Annotated in this window: 13 protein-coding genes, 1 tRNA gene and 1 pseudogene; 4 read left to right on the plus strand and 11 right to left on the minus strand. The window is 70.7% G+C overall.

Translation table 11 applies throughout. The features are described 5' to 3' along the window. Positions 1–77 precede the first annotated feature (77 nt). On the minus strand, positions 78–515 hold the full coding sequence (locus ACI8AB_RS17880; RefSeq protein ID WP_456951220.1) for an ATP-binding protein: 438 nt from the start codon (positions 513–515) through the stop codon (positions 78–80). Between the two features lie 345 nt (positions 516–860). Continuing rightward, entirely contained in the window at positions 861–2,123 is a 1,263-nt protein-coding gene (locus tag ACI8AB_RS17885) for a DUF4032 domain-containing protein (RefSeq protein WP_456951221.1), read from the minus strand. Positions 2,124–2,962: 839 nt separating this feature from the next. Here ACI8AB_RS17885 and ACI8AB_RS17890 point away from each other — a divergent pair. Then, positions 2,963–3,376, plus strand: a complete 414-nt coding sequence (locus ACI8AB_RS17890; protein WP_456951222.1) for a hypothetical protein — start codon at positions 2,963–2,965, stop codon at positions 3,374–3,376. Positions 3,377–4,630: 1,254 nt separating this feature from the next. Here the strand turns inward: ACI8AB_RS17890 and ACI8AB_RS17895 are convergent. Together ACI8AB_RS17895 and ACI8AB_RS17900 are read right to left on the minus strand one after the other, a co-directional pair. Continuing rightward, positions 4,631–5,404 (minus strand): enoyl-CoA hydratase/isomerase family protein, encoded by a 774-nt coding sequence (locus ACI8AB_RS17895; RefSeq protein ID WP_456951223.1) that lies wholly within the window; start codon positions 5,402–5,404, stop codon positions 4,631–4,633. A 1,491-nt stretch (positions 5,405–6,895) separates the two neighbouring features. Next, positions 6,896–7,100, minus strand: a pseudogene (locus ACI8AB_RS17900) (transposase); the annotation flags it as partial. Between the two features lie 2,396 nt (positions 7,101–9,496). Between ACI8AB_RS17900 and ACI8AB_RS17905 the strand changes: the two are divergent. Beyond that, positions 9,497–10,318, plus strand: a complete 822-nt coding sequence (locus tag ACI8AB_RS17905) for a S8 family peptidase (RefSeq protein ID WP_456951224.1) — start codon at positions 9,497–9,499, stop codon at positions 10,316–10,318. 277 nt (positions 10,319–10,595) lie between these two features. Further along, a complete protein-coding gene (locus ACI8AB_RS17910) occupies positions 10,596–11,525 on the plus strand; it encodes a cyanobactin maturation protease PatG family protein (RefSeq protein WP_456951225.1) in 930 nt (309 codons plus the stop codon). A 2,970-nt stretch (positions 11,526–14,495) separates the two neighbouring features. On the opposite strand, the gene ACI8AB_RS17915 is transcribed toward ACI8AB_RS17910, so the two are convergent. Next, positions 14,496–14,568, minus strand: a tRNA-Asn gene (locus ACI8AB_RS17915). A 140-nt stretch (positions 14,569–14,708) separates the two neighbouring features. Between ACI8AB_RS17915 and ACI8AB_RS17920 the strand changes: the two genes are divergently transcribed. Beyond that, positions 14,709–15,023, plus strand: coding sequence for a hypothetical protein (locus tag ACI8AB_RS17920; protein ID WP_456951226.1), 315 nt, complete (start codon positions 14,709–14,711; stop codon positions 15,021–15,023). Positions 15,024–15,046: 23 nt separating this feature from the next. On the opposite strand, the gene ACI8AB_RS17925 is transcribed toward ACI8AB_RS17920, so the two are convergent. From ACI8AB_RS17925 to ACI8AB_RS17950, 6 genes are all read right to left on the minus strand, one after another. Next, positions 15,047–15,628 (minus strand): hypothetical protein, encoded by a 582-nt coding sequence (locus ACI8AB_RS17925; RefSeq protein ID WP_456951227.1) that lies wholly within the window; start codon positions 15,626–15,628, stop codon positions 15,047–15,049. Next, a complete protein-coding gene (gene dnaG, locus ACI8AB_RS17930) occupies positions 15,625–17,505 on the minus strand; it encodes a DNA primase (protein WP_456951228.1) in 1,881 nt (626 codons plus the stop codon). The genes ACI8AB_RS17925 and dnaG overlap by 4 nt, the downstream gene beginning before the upstream one ends. 102 nt (positions 17,506–17,607) lie before the next feature. Further along, positions 17,608–18,126, minus strand: a complete 519-nt coding sequence (locus ACI8AB_RS17935) for a hypothetical protein (protein ID WP_456951229.1) — start codon at positions 18,124–18,126, stop codon at positions 17,608–17,610. 9 nt (positions 18,127–18,135) lie between these two features. Continuing rightward, the gene (locus ACI8AB_RS17940) at positions 18,136–18,762 is read right to left on the minus strand and encodes a YdcF family protein (protein WP_387985222.1); all 627 of its coding nucleotides are present in this window, start codon (positions 18,760–18,762) and stop codon (positions 18,136–18,138) included. A 64-nt stretch (positions 18,763–18,826) separates the two neighbouring features. Then, entirely contained in the window at positions 18,827–21,538 is a 2,712-nt protein-coding gene (ppdK, locus tag ACI8AB_RS17945; protein ID WP_456951230.1) for a pyruvate, phosphate dikinase, read from the minus strand. 263 nt (positions 21,539–21,801) lie between these two features. Next, positions 21,802–22,161 carry a hypothetical protein gene (locus ACI8AB_RS17950; protein WP_387985228.1) on the minus strand — a complete coding sequence of 120 codons (360 nt, stop codon included), beginning with the start codon at positions 22,159–22,161 and terminating at the stop codon, positions 21,802–21,804. Positions 22,162–22,188 lie beyond the last annotated feature (27 nt).

A 22,188-nucleotide genomic window follows, 5' to 3' on the forward strand; every position in this document is an offset into this window, starting at 1 on the left:
CTCCGGGTGGTCGGGTCGCCCGGGGCCGCTCGGGCGACCCGCCCACCTCGCCGGCCGGGCACCGACCCCGCTCGGGCTCACGCCGCGGCGACGCACGCCCACACGTGCTTGCGGCCGTCGTCGACCATCCAGCCGTGCGTGCGGCACAGCCGGGCCACGAGGTGCAGGCCGAGCCCCCCGTCGACCGGGTCACGGTCGACGGTCGGCACCGGAGGACTCTCGACCGCGGCATCGGTGACGTCGACGAGCCAACCGCCGCTGGCGGCCACGACGCAGACGGTCACCGGCGGCCGCCCGTGGCGCAGGCCGTTGGAGGTCAGCTCCTCGAAGACCAGGAGCAGCTCGTCGGCGTCCACCGGCGCGCGGTCTCGCAGCCCCGCCGTGCGCACCGTCGCCTGGAGATCGTTCCGGCTCACCGTGAGGTCCATGGGCGTGCACAGCTCCCGCCGCCAGACCGCGAGGGCGACGTCGGGCACCGGGGGGAGCGGTCGCTGGGTCCAAGGCACCTGGTCCATCGGTCACCCTCTGCTCGGGGAGGAGCCGAGCCCCGCACCAGGTGGAACGCGTCCACTCGAGGCCTCGGCGTCGTGCGGGGCGCAGGGGCCGTACGCCTTGCGTCCGTTGCCGTTCTGGAATGCGAGCGTAGGTCTGCGGTGGTCGTGGTCGCCTGCCGGTCCCGCGATCCCCCGGCGAGGCGTGACCGGCGGTCACGGGGTGTACCAGAAGACGGCATCCGCGGGGCGACGGGAGCCCCGGACGGCGCGGGACGGGGAGCGGGGATCCCACCGACGGCTGGCACCGGCCTCCGGCCGCTCGGTCCGCGCCGTCGACCGCGGGCCTGGAGGACGGTGGAACCGGCCCTACGAGGAGTCGCTCAGCGGGGCGCGAGGTCCTGGTCGGCGCTCGGGGGGTGGCGGCGTCACCAGGTCGCCGGACACCGCCGGGAGCACCCGGTCGACGTAGTCCCGCACCGCGGCCTGCATGCCGACGTCCCGGCCGGCCGCCTCGGACAGGAACCACCGGTGCTCGAGGACCTCGTGGAAGATCTCGGCGGCGTCCAGCCGGCTGCGCAGGTGCGCGGGGACGGCGGCGATCGTCGGCTGGTAGCTCTCGGTCAGCCAGCGGATGGCGGCCGCGGTCTCGGAGACCGGGCCTCCCGTCACCTGTTCGAGCGCGGCCCGGTAGCTCACGATGTCGGCGAGGAGGCGGCGGGCCTGCTTCTCCTGGACGTCCAGCCCCGTGCGGCTGAACAGCGCCCGCCGGCAGTCGCCGGGCTCGGCGACGCGGGTGGTGAGGCGCAGCCGGCTCCCGCCGGCCGGGTCCTCGACGAGCTCCACCTCGCCGACGTCGAACCCCAGGTCCTGGAGCCTGCGGATGCGCCCGGCGACGCGGAGCTGCTGCTCCTCGCGCGACACCACCTCCTCGCTTGTCAGCTGGGCCCACAGCTGCTCGTACCGCGCCACCAGGTCGGCCGCCGCCAGTGCCGGGTCGACGTCCTCGGCCAGGGAGCCGCTCTCCCGCAGGGCCGTCAGTTCGCTGACGACCCGGGCGTAGGCGACGTCCGTGTCGTGGTCCCGCTGGCTCTGGGTGAGCCGCTCGTGCACCTCCCCCGTCTCGGCGTCCACGAGGTAGGCGGCCAGCGTCCCGGCGTCGAACCGGAACAGGGTGTTGGCCAGGGAGCAGTCGCCCCACACGATCCCGGCCAGGTGCAGGCGGACCAGCAGCTCCACCTGCGCGTTCATCACCCGGTCGATCAGGTGCGCGCCCCGCGGGTTGGCGAACAGCGCGAGGAACGACGACGAGTAGTCCAGGAAGCGGGTGACGAGCACCGCCTGCTGGTCGCCGGGCCGGTCGACGACGGCGCCGACGACCTCGACCGCCGGGATGCCGAGCTCGTGCAGTCGGCGCAGCACCTCGTACTCGCGGCGAGCGGGTCGCTCGGGCAGCTCCTTGAGCGCGAACACGCGTCCGGCCTCCGCCACGAACCGGACGACGTGACGGGAGCGCCCGTGCTGCGGAATCTCGACGAGCCGGTCGTCGGTCCACTGCGCGAGCGGGACGTCCCAGGGCAGGGTCAGCAGATCGGCCGCCGCCTCGGCGGGAGGACTGAACACGAAGCGCATCCCGGACCTCCGGTCCCCGGACCCGGTTCTCCCGCGAGGTTAGCGCGCACCTCCTCGGATGCCGCACGATCGGCCGCGGGCCGGCGCGCAGCCGGGGCCGGCGCCGTGAGGGCGAACGGAGCGTGCCGACCGCCCACGGTCGGCCGCGGCACCGCGTGTCCCGGGTGTCCGTCCGGGTCGTCAGCCCGGCCAGGGTCCACACCCACCGGTCGGCGGCCACAGCGAGGTGGTCGGGGAGGAGCTCGGCGGCACACCGGGCCTCCGAGCCGTCGGCGGCAGATCCGTCCCCGGTGAGGCCCTCACATCCGCCGAAGGACACTTCTCGCGGACCGGGGCGAGCGGCCACAGGCGTCGGAGCAGCGGCTCGCCTGGAGTTGGACCTACCCGCAGCCACGCCTCCTGCCGCGGGGTGCGCCGATGCTGCACCTCACCGCTGGGCGTTCGGGTGTGCGCTGAGGCGTCGAGCGGCCCGGAGCTACTGTGCCCCACCCAGGTTGGCCGGCGTGGACTCGGGCAGCTCCGGGGCAGCTCGTCACCGGCACCGCGTCGTCGCCGTTCCGGACGCCGTGAACGCAACCCAGGTCGGCGGCGCATGGTCGCCGTCGGGGGGGTGCTCTGTTGCGGTGGCGCTGCAACCGAGCGGCGAAGCGGGGAACGCCGGGCGACCGCTGCGACGCCTGACGACGCGTGACGGAGACCAGCCCTCCTGCGGAGGTGACCTTCGGCTCAAGAGCTGTGCGGCAGCTGTCGAAGTACCTGGCAAGTCGGTTCCGGAACACGACAAGCCGGAGCCCCGACGCCGAAGGTCGGACCTGCCGACCCCGATCCTGGAGAGCCCCGTGACCTCTGAACCGTTCAGCCCTGCCCAGCCGGAGCAGGCCCCCGTCCCCGTCCAGCCCGCCCACGCGCAGCAGGCCTACCCCGAGCAGGGCTACGCCCAGCCGGGCTACGCGCCCCAGCCCGGGTACGCCCCGCAGCCGGTGATCGTCCAGGCCCCGGCGCAGCCGGGCAACGGTCTCGGGGTGGCCGGCTTCGTGACCGGCCTGCTCGGCCTCATCTTCTGTTGGGTGCCGGCGCTCGGCATCATCCTGGCGCTGCTCGGCGTGATCATGGGCGGTGTCGGCATCGCTACCGGCAAGAAGAAGGGCGCCCCGACCGGCCTGGCCATCGCCGGCCTGGTGCTCGGCATCATCGCCCTGATCCCGGCCATCGTGATCATCAGCGCCGCGGCGTCGGTGGCCGGCTCGCTCTAAGCGCGTTCCTCCGCAGAGCCGGGGTGGTCGCCGCGCGCGGCCGCCCCGGCTCTCGTCGTTCGTGGGACCCGCGGCCGGGGACGGGGACACGGCCGCTTCGGCGGGAGCGGCTGCTGCACCTCGTTACTGTCGTCAGCAGACTCGCGGACCGGGCGCGAGCGGCCACGGCTGTCCCGGTCGTCGCCTCGGTCCAGGGCGCCTCGGTCGTCGACTCCGGCGGGTCGGCTGCCGCCTGGACCGCCGACGGCGTCGTCCCCGCAGGAGGGACGATCCGCGGCCCCGGGGTCGCCGACCAGCCGTCGCCGATGTCCGACCGCGAGGCGTCGAGCGCCTCGCTGACAGCCCCCGTGCCTGCGGCGACCGAGGGGGTCGGAGGCGCAGGCGCCGCCGGGGCGGCAGCGTCGCGGTCAGCGACGGGTGGGTGCCCGGGGCCCGATCCCCGGCGGGTCCGGGGCCGGGTCGATGAGGCCGTGATCCGCCAGGGCAGGTCCCACTCGAAGTGCCTCCGACCCTGTTCGAAGTCGGTCAGCCGCGTCCGGTTGCTCCGCAGCCGGCGGGCCGCGGTCTCCTCGGTGAGGCTCCGGCGGTCGTGGTCGCGGTAGTGCAGCCACTGCTGGGCCGACAGGGCAACCTCGCGTACCGCCCGGAAGTCGATGTCCGCTTCCTCGTGTCACCAGGCGGCGGCGCTGGCGTGCTTCGGTTCGTGGTCGAGCAGCGCGTCGCGCAGCTCGCCCCACGGCCAGTCGCCGGCATCAGGCTGCATGAAGCTCACCAGCGCTCGCGGTGCTCAGGTCGTTCAGACCTCGACCGCATCCTGCGGTACCGATACGACCCGACGTGACGAGGTCCCGGGTCCCCCTTGGGCACGGCGACGTGAGACTGCCGGCTGCGAGCAGACGTGGGGAACGCCGCCCAGTGGTTCGTTGGTCGTCGGCCGGGGCTCGGGTCGCGTACCAGACCGCTGACCTGCGGTGTTGCTCCCCCGATCGGACTCCTACCAATGAACCCTGCGAGTCGATCTTGAGGTCGTCGGCAGCGGTGGGTCGGCGATGGATGTGCAGGTCAGAGACCCGTCATGCCGTCGCTTGACGCTGGTCATCGTCGGGCGTCGAGGGGGCTTGTTGGTCATGAGTCGGTCGCGGAGCTTCGTCGCCCCACCGCGACAGAGCCGGATTCGTCCGACCAGCGGTGTGGTCGCAGACGCGAACGGTCCCCGTCGCGCGCCCAGCGCCCCGGCGCGGATCATCTCCCAGGTCAGTCCGACCAGACCGGTGGTCGCCTTCCGAGGAAGGCGGCCAGCCCCTCGCGGAAGTCCGCCGTCGCACCGAGCGCCACCGCCTCCTCCCGCTCGATGGCCAGGCCCGCCTCGAAGGGCAGGTCGACGCCCTCGGTGATGCAGCGCCGGATCGCCGCCAGCGCCCGCGCCGGCTTCCGGGCCAACCCCTCGGCGTAGCCCTGCACCTCCTCGCGGAGCCGCTCGTCGGCCACCACGACGTCCACGAGGCCGATGGCGGAGGCCTCCTCGGCGCTCAGCAGGGTGCCGTCGTAGAGGAACCGCAGCGCCTGAGGCCGGCCCAGCAGGCGGGCCAGCGCCTGCGTCGCGCCGACCGGCGGGATGAACCCGATGCCGATCTCCGGCTGCCCGAACCGGGCGGTTCGTGCGGCGAAGCGGACGTCGCAGTGCAGCACCATCTCCAGTCCGCCCCCGACCGCGGTGCCGTGCACGGCCGCCAGCAGCGGTTTCGGCGACGCGCGCATCCTGCGGACCAGGTCGTGGCACGCGTCCACCCAACGACGCATGCCTCCGTCGTCCATGTCGGCGAAGACCCGCAGGTCCGCGCCGACGCTGAAGTGGGTGTCGAGGGCGCTGCCGATCACCACCACCCGGACGGTGGGGTCCGTAAGGTGCCGCTCCAGGGCCTCCGGCACCTCGCGGAGCATCTCCCAGTGGAAGGCGTTGACCGGCGGGCGGTCGTACTCGATCCACCCCACCCGGTCATGCACCGTGACCCGCAAGAAGTCGGCCATCCGCCCCCCGCCTTCACACCGTTGCACGACCCCAGAAGCCCGGCTCGATCCAGGGTCGCGGCCGGGCGGGGCCTCAAGCAAGGAGAACGAGCAACAACTCCCCGATGCCTCACCCAAGGGCCTACGGCCGTCAAGACCGGTTGGCCGAGGTGCCCGTTGGTGCGGTGAGCGGACGTCTCTCACCGGCACGGGGTCGAGCCGTCCTGTGGCCACACCGTGTGGCCGTCGTCCGTTGCTCACGACCGGGACCTCCCGCTGTGGCCTCGCTGCTACGTTGCCCGGCCATAGGTCAGCCCAGCCGACCCGAGCAGCACCGAAGGCACCGGCCCAGCCCTGGCAGCCGAGAGGGCGTCTCCGACAGCCGTTCGGTTCTCGTGACCACTGTGATTGCAGCGCGGGCACCCTTCGGCAACCGGACAGAGCCCAGCAGCCATCCAGGACACCGTTGGATGCCGTCCTGCACGGTCCGTGCGTCCACGAGCACCGGACCTGCTCCGCGCTCGACGTCGTGGTCAGGAAGCGACGACCTCGATCGGCCTGTGCGGCAGCCGGCAGCACGAGCCGCCGTGCCCGCTCGCTCCGCACCACACCCGGGCTGAGTGCGCCGGGGACGAGGTCCGGCTGCGGGCCACGATCGACGGCGCGCTGGCCGAGGGCACGGGCGTGACCCCGGAGAGCGGGACCATCTCGTGGCGGCTCGTCGGCGTCGGAGGTCCGACCGGAGGAGCAGGACCACGCTGGACGTCTGGCGCAGAGCCGAGCGCGCCTATGTGGCAACGGCGCGCCATCCGATACGGCGCTGCAACTCGAGCGGTCGTCGCGGCCAGGCGGGTACTCGACCAAAGGGCCTGCTCAGGTCGTTCGGTCCTCGACCGCGTCCTGCGGTACAGGTACGACCCGACGTGACGAGGTCCCGGTCCCCTGGGGCACGGCGACGTGAGACTGCCGGCTGCGAGCAGACGTGGGGCACGCTGCCCAGTCGTTTGTTGGTCGGCGGGCGAGGCTCAGGTTGCCCACCAGGCCACTGAGCTGCGGTGTTGCTCGCCCGATTGGACTCGAACCAATAACCCTGCGAGTTGATCTTGAGGTCGTTGGCGGGGGTCAGCCAACGACGAACGTGCAGGTCAGCGGCCATTCACATGATCGGCTGATGTTGGTCATCGTCGGGCGTCGAGGGTGGTTTGTTGGTCGTAAGTTGGTCGCGTCGTCGCCGCGGACCTGATTGGCCTGGCTTGCATCCCGCTGGGGTGGAGGCCGGCCCGGCACCGCAGCTCTGGTCACTCACCTGACCATGACGACGGTGTCCCTGGCCGACGCGAATGCCCACCCCTCCAAGCTGGTCGCCCGTGTCAGCTAACTCCGGCCTCAGCATCTCGGCGGCCAGCCGGCCGGATGCGACATCTGCTCGAGGACCAGCACCATCTCCAGCCGCACGGCGTCCTCGGCTAGCAGATGTCCGCGGCCGGCCGTGCGGTGCGCCGCCACCACGACCCACGCCCTGGCCAGTCGATCACCGCGGCGTCCAGCGCAGTTCGCCAGCTGATTCCAGGCGATGCCGGTCTTGAGTACGAACACGATCCCGGCAACGCCGCTCTCTCATCGATCGGCCCCGAAAGCGGTGGCGACGCGGCTTGGACGGCGGCAGCAGCGGCGCGACCCGCTCCCACATCCCAGGAGGGACGAGCTCCTCGATCACCCACCACAGCGTCGGCGGGACTGGCTGGCACTCGAGGAGGAGCCCCGACCTCATCTTGAAACGACTCCTTAGTCGGAAGTCGGAGCAGTCCCGACCGATGGTCGATCCCCGACGACCACTGAGGCTTGGAAACCGCCATCCAGGCGGGTCAGTGCTGGACGCTATCGCGCATCGCCGAGGTCGTGCGCAGGACGTTCAGGGTGGTCTTGTCCAGGATCCTTGTGAGGCCTCACACTACCGAGAGTCACCTGTCGCCAAGGCTCCGTTCTTAGGCCCCGTCGACATCCGACCTTACGCCCGAATGGGGGTGGTGGAGGCCGAGCCGCGGACCCATGAGCCCACCCCGCTGCCCGAATGCGGAGCGCAACCGCGACGGCGACGGATTGGCGTCCTTCGACACGACGAGGCTAGCAAGGGAGGCCACTGTCCGAATCGGCGAGGCGGCTGAGGCCACGCAACGGTCGACAAAGTGCCGATAGGTAGACGCGCCACCATCACGGGAGGTCGGAATGAGTGCGGGATACCAACTGGGCAAGGATATCGGAGAGATGAGGGCTACACTCGCGGCACTTAATAGAGACCGAAGACCCGCAAGTCGTGACGGAGGACGGGAAAAGACCTCCTCTGAACTTTCCCCAGAAAACCTGCGGATTCTTCGACTACTTCACGAGAATGCACCGCGGATCAAGGCGGCAATCGAGGGAGTCTTCGTTGACCTGGGCATACAACCAGAAGGTGGGGCGGCCTTCTCCTTGCTCTCGGTCAAGATCGGCAAGCAGGTGCAGACTCCATCCGGTGAGCCACCCGTCACGCCGTGGGGTCCGATGATTTTGGCCTGCTGCGCTGGTGATGATGTTGATGGTGAATATAGTGCATGCTTTACCTACGGATGCGACCCTTGTGCCTAGACTGGTGCAAACACCGCTGTGCGGTCGGTGAATAGCGCTGACCTGAGAAACATAACAGGAGTGGATATGAGGCAAATGCCAGGATTCACCGCTGAAGTTTCGCTTCATCAGCCTGTAAGGCCTTACCAGCAGGCCACAGTTGCAGTTCCCCGCATGGCTCTAATCGCACAGCTGCTCCCAAGGCGCTGGGCATTGACATCGGCACCAGGAACAGGAACTGAGGATCGCCCGGAGGAAACTGCTTGCGATCGCGACGACAATGGCAATAACAAGGCTTGCCTCTGTTGGACCGAGGAAGCGTGCGACTGGGTCGCAGCCAACTTCAAGTGTGGGTTTTGCGAGGATGGTTATTGCTACGGATACAAGTGCTGACCTGATTGCAGACCGCAGAATCCAACCAATCAACGTACATTGATGCTCGCTTGGAACTTGGGGACCAATCCATAGAATAAGGAGTCGCGACACCGGCTAGACCGCTAATCCTGCGGTTGCAGATCATCGCGGCGCATGGGCTGATCAGGGCCGAGGTCGGCCACCGCACAGCCGCGAAGGGGACTCACTCCGAACGCCGCCGCGGTGGCCGCGTTGCACTAGAGAGAAGGAGTCGCCGCCTTGTGCGGCTACGTCGATGACCCGGTGGGCTGGGTCGGTCGATATGTCGTGCGCCCGAGGTCGCGGGGCCAAACTGGGCGGAGGGTTGCTGGCTCTGCCGGCCCGGGAGGGACCGAGGAGCAGCTGGTCGCCCGAGGTGGAGGCGGCGAGGCCCGGCGTGGTGATGCAGCGTCTGCTACCCGCGCGGTGTTGAGACACGGGCGCGGTCACGTCCGAGCTGCGGGCTTCATCATAGATCATCTCGCGGATGGCCATTGACCCCGTCCTTGCAGAAGCGTCGCGGTGACGCTGCCGTAAGGACGGGAGGTTGGGACCTACCTGCGAAATACCTCCCGGCGCGGGCGCCCCTTGACCACTACCAGTCGTACCTGCCGCGATTCGGAACCGACGACCCGGCCCGCCGGCAGTCGCCGGCGTGTCCGCTGATGTGGTCCTGTCGACCAAGCCGGCGTCGGCTTGAGAGGATGATCGACCGCGATTGACAGTGGAGTGCCGGCTCGCTGGCCGACTGACCACCTGAGGGCGTGGCTAGGGCGCACGCTCCTCTGAACTCCTCGCCAGCTTGACGGACGCCGAAGAAACCGGGTCGCAGTCTCGGCTCGAGGCCAACCACCGGCCACCGACCGGGGCGAAGGCACTTGACAGCCACGGCGCACCGGTCTCCAATTGTTGACGGCAGCCTGCCAGCTGAGTCCGAATGGTCGAAGCGGCTCAGCGGGCGCCTGACAGCGACTATTGTATTAATGGCGGCGCGAGCGCAGACGCCGTCCACGTCTTTCGCCAGTGCCTGATTCAGGCCACCAGTGAAGACCGAATCGGGGCGCCATGCTCTTGTCTCCTGGACTGGGCGACATGGGATTACCTGCCGTCATGCGGATGAGCTCCGGCCAGCCCGCCGTGGTAGTCGGGCTCCTGGATGGGCCGGTCGCAGAGCATCCCGATTTTGAAGACACAAGCATCCAGCTACACCGGGCGCAACCCAGCCGATCGAGCGAACGCGCTTGGACGGTGCACGGCACCTTCGTTGCCGGAATCCTCTCGGCGCGCAGAGGATCGCCCGCTCCGGCCCTCTGCCCAAGCTGCACCCTGCTGGTTCGTCCTGTCCTGCACGAGCCTGCACTCGGATTACCCGCTAATCCGTCTGCCCATGTGGACGAACTCGCAGATGGCATCGTGGAATGCGTCGATGCTGGAGCACATGTACTGAATCTTAGCGTGACCATTGTACATCCATCGACGCGGTCCGTACGCCGGATAGATGCCGCAATAGACTACGCCGCTGTGCGTGGCTGCATGGTCGTGGCTGCCGCAGGCAATCAGGGAACGCTCGCCAGCAGTGCCATAACGCGCCATCCATGGGTGATCCCAGTGTCCGCACACGATAGACGCGGCCGGCCACTGATTGAGGCCAACCTCGGCCATAACCTGGGAACAAGGGGGCTGGCGGCCTTAGGGGAGGCGGTTGTCAGCCTCGCGCCAGGAATGGGGTATACCCAAGGCGGAGGCACAAGTGCCTCAACTGCATTCGTGGCTGGCGCCGCCGCGTTGATTCGCTCCATCTCACCACATACCCCTGCCGGAATCGTCAAGGCGGCTTTGGCGGATCTAGGGAGACGACGAACGTTGCGCTCAGTTGTTCCACCGTCTCTGGACGCACAGACAGCCCTCATGGAGCTGAAGGCCGTGTCGCTGACGTAGCGAGGGAAGGCTCATCATGCCGAACGAATACGACGAGCCAAGTGGGAAACCGCGACGGCCTCACCGTGTCCGCCTGCCAGGTTTTCTCTTAGAGGAGGAGATAGGTCTGGGCGACGCAGTCAAACATCTGACCTCAGCCGTCGGTATTCGCCCGTGTGGGGGATGCCAGCGGCGCGCAACCGCGCTCAATCGCCGAGTAGTCCTGTACGGGAGGTTGTCGAGCCGAGGTCAATAGTGTCGATCCGATCGCTGTCCCTAGACTGGCGAGGGGTATGTGATGGTAAGCAACGTCGAAGGATCGAGTAATTATGCTGAAACGGTCCAGGAGGTAACAACTGCGCCGACGCGTGCATCGGAGAGTCGCGGACCAAATCTCCCCAACCCAACTGAAGACCGGAATGACGGCCAGACCGGTGAAGCCGGACTCTCGTTTGTCTACGCCATCGGGGAAATTGAGCCGCGGTTCCCGAGCCTCTCGCTGGAGCGAGAGTTCGCCCAGGTCGCCGGACGCCGCGACACCCACGGACTGAGCGACCGCCAAACTTTGAATGCGGTCCTCTCCGAGCGCAGCAACCGCTACCTAGTGCGCCAGCTGTGCTGGGTGTTCAGCGTCGAGAGGCTGCCAACTTACCTGCTTATCCCGCGCGATCCGGCGGACCTGGACCTGCTTGTGGAGTCTCTCGACCGCAACACCAGCGGCGTGGACCTCGACGTGGTGATTGGTGTCCGCGGCCCGCTGGCATCACCAGAGACCTGTAACGGTCTGATCGTGCCGATGGTCGCGTTTGATCAGGTTTACTCATTCGAGCGCGATGATCTCATCCAAGCAATACCCGTTCCCCAAGATGTAGGTGACAGCGAGGCGGATGAAGCGAGTTTTCGGGACTCCGCCAGGGAATTGTTCGACCGCATCATGCAGATGGCCGACAATGCTGGAGCAACGGACGAACACCGGGCATTGAACTACCTCGCAGTCCGCTATCCAGCCGTCTACGCCCAGGCCGCTGAAGCTAACCGTCAGGGAAAGGGCATGACGGCGGTGGAGGTCCGACCTTCACGACTCAGCGGCGCGCAAGTGATCGTCGACGTCATCTTCTCCTTCACCCACCGGCGAACTGACGTATCCGAAAAGTTCTTCGTGCGGGTCGACGTCTCCGGAGAGTTCCCGTTCCTGATCAGCAAGATGCAGCCGTACTACGAACGGTGACCAACGTGAGCGCCACCGTGCGGCGTACGGGTAGCCGCCGTGAGCGATAGGACACGCCGTCACTGGAGGACGCCCAGCATGCCGAATCTAGCAAGCGATCACCTGGTTTCACCGGAGCAGCCTCGCTGAAACGGACGGGTCTACGGGACTCACGGACCCACAGCGGAGAGGTCACACGGTGAGGTCTCGCTCGCCCCGGACGCACTCGTCGCTGCCCACAGGGCCGCGGGACCGTGGCATACGGACACCCGTTCCTACGGGTAGTCATGTTCTGTCAGGATTGGCGCGATGACGTATTTGGCAACTGGCATCGGGGCGGTATCTGTTTTGGCTCCTCGTGGTGATGCCAGGACTACCAGTTGCGCCATCCCTTTAGACTCACCCCACCGGCCATGGGCGCCGGCGGTGACAAATTCTTGCGGCACTGCGGCACCAGGACCGGCTTCTCACACCTAAGAAGGTTCAACTGTTGATGAGGTGAGAATCATGATTCCGGGATTCACGGCCACCGCTACTCTTGGTCCTTCTGGGGTGCGCAACTACGGGAGCCGATACCGGGCGTCCGGCGAGATACTTCCGGCGACGCTAGCGGATTGGCCTGGCCTACCGAGCCCACGTATCGGTAGTCAATCGGTCCGGGGTGCGGGAACGGATGCTTCGGGATTAGGTGCAGCGGTACTGGAAATGGCTGGCCGGACTGGGGTGGGCGGCTCGCAGCCTTCGAACATCAACTATTGCCCGCCTGATCTTCAGGAGCTGGGACTGTGCCAAGGACACCACCCGCCCGTGGACCCGGAGCCGGATCCCGCGCCTCCCGACAGTGGAGTGGACTGGGACTGTATCGAGTGCTCCGCACTTTTCCTGCACAAGTGGTTCGCCTGTACGGCGTTGGGCCCGTTGTTGATGATTCCCTGCCAAGCATGGTGGATCCGGCGCTATCAGCAGTGCGCCACGGAGAAGTGCCAGTAACACTGGCAGGCATCGCGAACGATCCGATGCGGCGCTAGCGCGCCCTATAGTTGCTGGTCATGCAGCAGATCGTGGAATGGAGACTGAAGTGGCACGCCATCGCCTTCCCGGATTCGTCGTCGCGGTAGAGTCTCCTGCGGGTACAGCGCGACGGCGTGTAGACAAGAGGACGACCGTCGAGAGGGACTTCGTTATACCGGCAGGGTGCTGCATGATTGGAATTGACGGCCCATGCATACCCATGGATGCGCCGTTCGCCTTCATTCAATGTCCGGTCCAGGCGATATTCCGTGGGTACGGGTACTCAAGCTGGACGCCAGCTTCCTGCAGCAGCGTCGGCTCGCGGTGTCGCCGACGCTGAACGATCCGCCTCGGTCCCCTGCGAGACTGTCACCGGACAGAATCACACCACCGAGGGCGTCTCCGGCGCCCTCGGTGGACCGCGCCAAGCAGACTTTGGCGGTACTCACATTGACAGCGACGCTCAATCTTGAGGAGTCACATGACCGACCTTTGGCATTCTTAGGGTCGGCATCCGCGTCGACGATGCACAGCCTTCCAAGCTGACTGTGCGGGTTCGATTTCCGTCACCCGCTCTAATGTGGTGGTTCAAGTCGTCCGGACGAGCAAAGCCACAGTTCGCTGTTGCGGGTGTCCGTCATGCACGGCGGGTTGAGGGTGAGCCTCGATCAGACTCGGCACGTCACAGCGCCGGCTTCCTCGACCAGGTTGAGGCCTCCTTGGAGTTCATTTCAGAATGGTCTCAAGGCGGCAGAAGTAGATCAGCGTGCAGGCCGGCTGAAGGAGCCCTCGGTGGAGGTCGGCGCTGCCTTCGAAGCGGAGCAGCGTCGCGACCGCTCCCATAGCCCATCAGGGACGAGCTCCTCGAGCACCCACTACACCGTCGGCGGGACTGGCTGGCGCTCAAGGAAGCCCGCCGAGCTCATGTTGAAACGATCTCTTAGCCGGACGTCGGCGGTCAAGCCCACCGCGGCCCTCCGTGCCGCTCCAAGTGCCCGCCGCGAGGATGCCGCGCCGTGCCCTCGATTACGTTCGTCGAAGACGGTACGGCCGATGAAAGGGTCGACGGGTCGGTGAAATCCCAGGTCCGGTGGCATCCGGCGGTCCCGCGGTCCTGGCCCCTTGGGTGACGCAAAAGCGCCGTGGCGGCGCCGACGGGAGGCCTTCGGGGCAGTGTGGGCGCTTCCGACCCCGTGGCCCTGGCCTTGTAGCGGTGCCGTCTCCCTTCGAGGGGGTGCCGGGTGCGGCGGGCGCGGGAGCCGGCGCGGGCTGCGGTGCGGGCGAGGGCGGCTCCGGAGCCGGCGTGGGCTGCGGCGTCGGCGCGGGCTCGGGCGTCGGCGCGGCCGTGGTCTCCGGTGCCGCTGACGCGCTGGCTGCGGCACTGGCTGCCGCCTCGCTGGCGGCGGCCTCCGCCGCGTCTGCGCGGTCCTCGGCCGCCGCGACGCGCTCCTCCGATGCATCCAGGCGGTCCCGGAGCTCCCGTACCTCGGCCGCCGCGGATGCCGTCGCGGTTTCGTCACTGCGACTGGCCGCACCGATGCCGACGCCGGCGAGCAGCGCGACGACCGCGACGCCCCAGGGCAGCCACCGGCGCGGGCCGCGGACGGGTGGGGTGCGGGGTGCGAACGGTGGCGGACCGCCGGCCGGGGAAGCCGGATCGGGGCCCGGAGTGGGTGCCGGCCAGGTCACGTGCTGATCCCCCGATCGCCGAGTGGAAACGGGACCGTATCGGATCACCGGCGGGGTGGGGCGGTTTCGGGCGCCGGCCGATGCCCGGACCCGGGGACGCCCTGAGGTGGGCGGGCGCAGCGGGAGGGAGCGGCTCACGGGCGCCGGCTGGCGCCGGCTGCTGGCCGACGACGGCCGGAGGGAGACCTGCGAGGGGCCGGCGCGCGTGCGGCAGCCCGTGCGTTTGTTGGTCGTTTGTTGGTCGTCGGCCGGGGCTCGGGTCGCCTACCAAGCCGCTGACCTGCGGTGTTGCTCCCCCGATTGGACTCGAACCAATAACCCTGCGATTAACAGTCGCATGCTCTGCCAATTGAGCTACGGGGGACGGGCGGGTGCGACCCGCGCGCGTCACGAATGTACCCCACGCCCTCCGGCGCCCTGCGCAGGCCCTCCGGATCGCGGACGATCGCGTCGCGCCGTAGCGTGATCACGAAGCCAGTCCGCCCCGCGACCCCGGAGGTCCCCGTGGCCAAGTTCTCCTTCCTCCTCGGCTTCGGCGCCGGATACGTGCTCGGCGCTCGGGCCGGCCGCGAGCGCTACGAGCAGATCCGCGGGCTGTGGTCCGACGCCAAGGACAACCCGCAGCTGCAGGGCCTGGCCGGGATGGCGCAGGCCCGCGCTGATGACGTCGTCAGCTCCGTGAAGGCCAAGATGGGCCGCGACACCGGCTCCAACGGCGCGGCCCCGCGCAGCACCGGCACCACGACGACGCCGCCCACCACGGCCACCGAGTCCCCCGACCTGACCGCGCTGCCGGTCGACCCGCCGCCGGTCGGCTGAGCCCCGGCCACGAGCAGCCGACCTCAGCCCGGCTGCTCCGCGGCCAGCGCCTCCTCGAGCTTGCGGCGGGCCACCTCGCGCGCCTCCGGGTCGCTGCGGTCGGCGTCGTCGTCGAACACGACGGTCCACTCCCGCGCCGCCTGACCCGGCACCCGGCGCGCCACGAGCACCACCCCGCCGCCGTTCGGCAGCGGCGAGCGGCGGCTGGCGACCACCGTCTGGTCCACCCGGCGGCGCACCACGGCCGGCAGGTCGCCGGCGTCGCTGAGCGCGTGCCGCTGCGCGGGCTCGCGCGCCTGGACGCCGGGCTCCACCTCGCTCAGCGCGCTGACGGTGAAGCTGCCGCCGCCGTCGTTGGTGGCCGCCCAGCGCGCCGAGCCGACCTCGTGCCAGCGCAGCACCCCCACGTCGCCGGCCGCGTCCAGCGGGAGGTCCGCGGGGACGACGCGCAGCCCGCGGCTGGTGGCCACCAACCAGCCCTGCCCCCGGACCAGCGTGCCCCAGGCCAGCACCCGCTCCTCGGGGTCGGCCGACGCCTGCACGACGGCGCGCACCGGCTCCGGCGGGCGGGTGAGCCGGCGGCGCAGGGCCGACGCGAGCCTCACGTGAGCCCGCCGATCGCCCGCTGCCGCAGCGAGATGGCCTCCTGCTCCAGCGCCATGAGCTTCGAGAAGGCGCGCATGTACGCGTCGCCCTCCTCGACCGGGTTCATACGCTGCAGCCTGGCCTTGAGCGCGGTGACCTGCCGGACGATGGCCATCTCCTGCAGCCGGGCCAGCACCGCCGAGACGTAGCCGGCGTCACCCTCCCCCACCGACCGCAGCGGCTCCACCGCCAGCGCGGTGAGCTGGGCGCGGGCGCTCTCGCGCTCGCAGTGCGCGGCCACCAGGTCCAGCCACTCCGGCCCGGTGACCCGCGCGGCCGCCGCTCCCCCGGCCTGTGCCACGGCCGCGGCGACGGCGGCGTAGTCCGGGTCGGTGTAGGCCTCGGGCGGGACGGCGTCGAAGGAGGGCCCGGCGATCTCGGGCACCTGCAGCGCGGCCTTGACCGCCTCCCGCTCGACCGCCAGCGCGGCGTCGTCCGGGGTGCGCTTGGGGACCCGCGGCCGCGACCGCGAGGACGCCACCTCCCCGCCGGTGATCCGGCGCACCCGCTCGAGCACCTCGCCCTCGTCGGTGTCGCCGATCAGCCCGGCCAGCCGGCGGGCGTAGGCCGGGCGCAGCGCGTGGTCCTTGACCTGGGCGATCAGCGGCGCCGTCCGGTCCAGCGCGGCGACCCGCCCCTCGACGGTGTCCAGGTCGTACTCGGCGAGCGTGGTCCGCAGGACGAACTCGATCAGCGGCGTCCGTCGCGCCACGAGGTCCCGGACGGCGGCGTCGCCGTGCGCCTGGCGCAGCTCGCAGGGGTCGCGCCCGTCGGGCTCGACGGCCACGAAGGTCTGCGCGACGAAGCGCTGGTCCTCCTTGAACGTCTTGAGCGCGGCCGCCTGGCCCGCGGCGTCACCGTCGAAGGTGTAGACGACCTCCCCGCGGAACTCGTCCTGGTCCATGAGCAGCCGGCGCAGCACGCCGATGTGCTCGGCGCCGAACGCGGTGCCGCAGGACGCGACCGCCGTCGTCACCCCGGCCAGGTGGCAGGCCATGACGTCGGTGTAGCCCTCGACGACGACGGCCTGGTGCTTCTTCGCGATGTCCCGCTTGGCCCGCTCGATGCCGTAGAGGACGCTGCTCTTCTTGTACAGCGGCGTCTCTGGGGTGTTGAGGTACTTGGGGCCCGGGTCGTCGTCCATGAGCTTGCGGGCGCCGAAGCCGATGACGTCGCCGGTGATGTCGCGGATCGGCCACACCAGCCGGCGGTGGAACCGGTCGATGAGCGTGCCGCGCGAGGACTCCTTGGCCAGGCCCGCGGTCACCAGCTCCTGCTGGCTGTAGCCCCTCGCGCGCAGGTGCCGGGTCAGCGCGTCCCACCCGCCGGGGGCGTACCCGCAGCCGAAGTCGACGGCGACCTGCCGGTCGAAGGCGCGGTCGGCGAGGAACTGGCGCGCGGGCGCGGCCTCGGGGCTGCGCAGCTGCTCGGCGTAGAAGGCCGCCGCCTCGGTGTTCGCGGCGACCAGCCGCGCGCGCTGCCCGGCCTGCGCCCGGTCCGGCGCCCCGGTGGGCCGGCCGCCGTCGTCCTCGTAGGTCAGGTCGATGTTCGCGCGGGCGGCCAGCCGCTCGACCGCCTCGGTGAAGCTCAGGTGGTCGATCTGCTGGACGAAGCTGATGACGTCACCCCCGGCCCCGCAGCCGAAGCAGTGGTAGAGGTTCCGCGAGGGCGTGACGTGGAACGACGGCGACTTCTCGTCGTGGAACGGGCACAGGCCCTTGAGGCTGCCGCCCCCGGCGCGCTTGAGCTGCAGGTGCTCGCCGACCACCTCGTCGATCCGGCTGCGCTCGCGCACCAGCGCGATGTCCGCTGCCCGGATGCGTCCCCGGCCGGCCATGGGCCTCCTCCGTCGTGCTGCTGCCGGGACGCCCGTGCGCGTCCCGCACCGATCATCCCCCGTCGCGAGGACGGCCAGGGGCGGCCCTCGTCCGCCGTGGGCTCAGCTGCCGCCCGCGGCCGCGGCGCCGCCGGCGGCGACGGCGACCGCCGTGCCGTGGGTGCGCCGCTGCAGCACCAGGACCAGCCACAGCAGGAGGACCTGGACGTCGAGCGGCAGGTCGTCGTCCGCGGTCAGCGTCGGGCGGGGTGACCAGCCGCCGGTGGAGCCGCTCTCGGCCACCGCCCGCTCCCCCGCCGTGAACCGGTAGGTGCCCTTCCACCAGGACGCCGGGACGACGTCGACCGCGGTGCCGTCGACCTCGACCCGCCAGGTGCCCCGCCACGCCGACACCTGCCGCGCGGTGAACCGGGCGGCGTCCTCGGGCTCGGTCGCCCACCGCCCCGCCAGCACGCCGCCCTTCCGCCGTCCGAGCACCCACTCGCGGTCCCCGACGACGGCGACCGACGCCTCCCGCCAGGAGTCGGTGGAGCGCAGGCGGCCGACCGGCTCCCCGTCCCGCAGGACAGGCACCTCGCGCCTGGCCGCCCCGTGCTCCCCCGCCCTCCCCAGCTCCAGCACGCGCCCTCCTCAGCCGATGCCGGGCGCGCCGGCGACGCTCTCCCCGGTCACGCGGTACAGCAGGTACGCGGCGGTCTCCCGGAGGATGTACCGGAACTGGGTGTTGCGGGTCTGCACGGCCGGGCCCTGCCGGGTGGGCGAGCTCTCGGCGCTGATGCCGGCGTCCTCGGCCATCCGCTCGGCGCGCATGGCGTGCCAGGGGTCGGTGACCAGGACGGCGCTGGTCCACCCGCGCTCGCCGAACGCGGTCCCGACCGCCCGCATGCTCTCCAGCGTGTCCACGCCCTCGGGGACCGCGAGCAGCGACTCCCCGGGGACGCCGGCGCTCATCAGGTAGTCGCGCCCGGCCTCGGCCTCGGTGAACTGGTCGCCGGCCGCCTTGCCGCCGACGGTGACGACCACCGGCGCGACGCCGTCCTCCCACAGCGACAGCGCGTGCTCGAGCCGGGCCTCGAAGATCGACGACGGGACGCCGTTGTACTGCGCCGAGCCGAGCACGACGATCGCGTCCGAGGCCGGCCGCGCGTCGTGCCGCGCGGTCCACCAGATGGCGGCCGCGGTCGAGGCGACCAGCAGCAGGGCGGCGAGCACGACGGCGCCGAACACCCGTGTCACCAGTGCCCCGGCCCGCGTCACCGGTCGAGGATGACACGGGCCGTGCGCCGGGTGTGGTTGGTGTGACGGGCGTGCCGCGCGGCCGTCAGGACCCGGCGCGCTCCCCGCCGAGCGCCGCCCGGCCGGCCTCCAGCCGGGCGACCGGCACCCGGAACGGCGAGCAGGACACGTAGTCCAGGCCCACCTCGTGGAAGAAGTGCACCGAGTCGGGGTCGCCGCCGTGCTCGCCGCAGACGCCGAGCTTGAGGTCCGGCCGCGCCGCCCGGCCGCCCTGCACGCCGACCTCCACCAGCCGGCCGACACCCGGCCGGTCCAGCGACTCGAACGGGGAGACGCCGAAGATGCCCTTGTCCAGGTAGGCGTGGAAGAACGCCGCCTCGACGTCGTCGCGGGAGAAGCCCCAGGTCATCTGGGTGAGGTCGTTGGTGCCGAAGGAGAAGAACTCCGCCGACCGGGCGATCTCCTCCGCGGTCAGCGCCGCGCGGGGCACCTCGATCATCGTGCCGATGAGGACGTCGAGTTCGACGCCGCACTCCTCGAACACCGCCGCGAGCACCTGCTCGGACTCCTCGCGGATCGCCTCGAGCTCCTGCACCGCGCCGACCAGCGGGATCATGATCTCCGGCCGCGGGTCGCCGCCGGCCGACCGGCGCTCGCACGCGGCCTCGGCGATGGCCCGCACCTGCATGGCGAACAGCCCGGGCACGACCAGGCCCAGCCGGACGCCGCGCAGCCCCAGCATCGGGTTCTGCTCGTGCAGCCGGCGGACGGCGGCCAGCAGCCGCAGGTTCGCCTCGTCGGGGTGCCCCTGCGCCTCGGCGACGGCGACGCGCACCGACAGGTCGGTGAGGTCGGGCAGGAACTCGTGCAGCGGCGGGTCGAGCAGCCGCACGGTCACCGGCAGCCCGTCCATCGCCTCGAAGATCTCGACGAAGTCCTGCTTCTGCAGCGGCGCCAGCGCGTCCAGGGCCGCCTGCTTGTCCTCGTCGGTCTCGGCGAGGATCAGCTTCTCCACCAGCTGCCGGCGGTCGCCGAGGAACATGTGCTCGGTCCGGCACAGGCCGATGCCGCGGGCGCCGAAGCGGCGGGCGCGGGCGGAGTCCTCGGGGGTGTCGGCGTTGGTGCGGACGTCCAGCCGCCGCACCTCGTCGGCGTGGGTCAGGATCCGGTGCACGCTGCGCACGAGGTCGTCGGCCTCGGGCGAGTCCGGGCCGATCTCGCCCTCGAAGTACCGCACGACGGCGGAGTCCTCGACCGGCACCTCCCCGAGCCACACCCGGCCGGTGGAGCCGTCGATGGAGATGACGTCGCCCTCCTCGACGGTGACGCCGCCGGGCGCGGTGAACCGCCGGTTCGTCGTGTCGACCTGCAGCTCCTCGGCGCCGCACACGCAGGTCTTGCCCATCCCGCGGGCGACGACGGCGGCGTGCGAGGTCTTGCCGCCGCGGCTGGTCAGCACTCCCTCGGCGGCGATCATCCCGGCGAGGTCGTCGGGGTTGGTCTCGCGGCGGACGAGGACCACCTTCTCACCCCGGTCGGCCCACTGGACGGCGGTCTCGGAGGAGAACACCGCCTTCCCCACCGCGGCACCCGGCGAGGCGTTCATGCCCTGGGTCAGCCGGGTGGCGTCCCCGCCGGAGACGAACCGCGGGAACATCAGCTGGGCGAGCTGGTCGCCGGTCACCCGGCGGACCGCCTCGTCCGTGTCGATGAGGCCCTCGTCGACCAGCTGGGTGGCGATGCGGAAGGCCGCGGCCGCCGTCCGCTTGCCCACGCGGGTCTGCAGCATCCACAGCTTGCCGCGCTCGACGGTGAACTCGATGTCGCACAGGTCGCGGTAGTGCGACTCGAGGGTGCTCATGATCCGCAGGAGCTCGTCGTAGGCGCCGCGGTCGATCCGCTCGAGCTCGGTGAGCGGCACGGTGTTCCGGATGCCGGCGACGACGTCCTCGCCCTGCGCGTTCTGCAGGTAGTCGCCGTACACGCCCTGCTCGCCGCTGCCCGGGTCGCGGGTGAACGCGACGCCGGTGCCGGAGTCGGCGCCGAGGTTGCCGAACACCATCGAGCAGACGTTGACCGCCGTGCCCGCGTCGCCGGGGATGCGCTCGCGGCGGCGGTAGAGGATGGCGCGCGGGCTGTTCCACGAGTCGAAGACGGCGTTGATCGCCAGGTCCATCTGCTCGCGCGGGTCCTGCGGGAAGTCCCGGCCGGTGTGCTCGCGGACGATGGCCTTGAACCGGCCGACGACGTCGCGCAGGTGCTCGGCGTCGAGGTCGAGGTCCAGGTCGGTGCCCTGCTCGCGCTTGGCCTCGTCGAGGGCGTGCTCGAACGCCTCGCCGTCGATGCCGAGCACCGTCTTGCCGAACATCTGGATCAGCCGGCGGTAGGAGTCCCAGGCGAAGCGCTCGCTGCCGGACTGCGCGGCCAGCCCCTGCACCGACTCGTCGTTGAGGCCGACGTTGAGGACGGTCTCCATCATCCCGGGCATCGAGGCCGCGGCCCCGGACCGGACCGAGACCAGCAGCGGGTCCGCGGGGTCGCCGAGGGTCTTGCCCATCGCCTTCTCCAGCGCCGTCAGGTGCTCGGTCACCTGGCCGGCGAGGTCGGGCGGGGTGCTGCCGTGCTCGAGGTAGTGGCGGCAGGCGTCGGTGGTGATCGTGAAGCCGGGCGGCACGGGCAGCCCGAGGTTGGTCATCTCGGCGAGGTTCGCGCCCTTGCCGCCGAGGAGGTCCTTCTGGTCCTTGTTGCCCTCGCTGAAGTCGTAGACCCAGGTGGTCGTGCTCGTGACGCTGCCCACCGTGCACCTCCGCGCTCGTCCCGCCGGCCGCCCGTCCGCCGGTGCGGCGTCGCGGGGTCCCCGTCGGCCGCTCCGGCGAGCGCGGCTCCGGGTCCCCGGTCGGGGGTAGACGTCTCATACGTCCACCCGGAGCCAGGCAGCGATCGTGACCCACCGGACGGTGGACACGCCAGCCCGTCAGCCGTCCGGGGACACGGAGGTGGGCGCGCTTCCGCAGCGGACGGCCGGCCCGGCGGGACAGCGGGCCGGGCCGGCCGGGGGGATCAGGCGACGAGCGTGAAGCCGAGGACCGCGAACAGCAGCGTCAGCACCACGACGAGGATGCCGACGTACAGGCCGGTGCGGTTGACCGGCGACGGCGGCGGCGGGACGTAGCGCGGGAAGCCGCTGGCCGGCGCGCCGCGCTGCACCTGCGCGGCCTGCTGCGGGGTGGGGGCGAACTGCGGCTGCGGTGGCAGCTGGACCTGGCCGGGGAAGGCCACCTGCGTGGGCGCGGCCGGCTGCGGGACGGGTGCGGCGGCCGGCGCGACACCGGCGGGCGCGAAGGGCGCAGCGTGCGCGTACGGCCCGGGCGGGGCGTACGGCGCGGCGGGGGCGACGGGCGGGTGGGGCGGCTGCGTCAACGCGGTTCCTCTCGGGCTGGCCCGGTG

Source organism: Geodermatophilus sp. SYSU D00698, assembly GCF_054050335.1.

Bases quoted from the DNA above. Each gene is read 5' to 3' on its own strand.
- ACI8AB_RS17880 (WP_456951220.1), bottom strand. From the start codon at position 515: ATGGACCAGGTGCCTTGGACCCAGCGACCGCTCCCCCCGGTGCCCGAC.
- ACI8AB_RS17885 (WP_456951221.1), bottom strand. From the start codon at position 2,123: ATGCGCTTCGTGTTCAGTCCTCCCGCCGAGGCGGCGGCCGATCTGCTG.
- ACI8AB_RS17895 (WP_456951223.1), bottom strand. From the start codon at position 5,404: ATGGCCGACTTCTTGCGGGTCACGGTGCATGACCGGGTGGGGTGGATC.
- ACI8AB_RS17905 (WP_456951224.1), top strand. From the start codon at position 9,497: ATGAGCTCCGGCCAGCCCGCCGTGGTAGTCGGGCTCCTGGATGGGCCG.
- ACI8AB_RS17910 (WP_456951225.1), top strand. From the start codon at position 10,596: ATGGTAAGCAACGTCGAAGGATCGAGTAATTATGCTGAAACGGTCCAG.
- dnaG (WP_456951228.1), bottom strand. From the start codon at position 17,505: ATGGCCGGCCGGGGACGCATCCGGGCAGCGGACATCGCGCTGGTGCGC.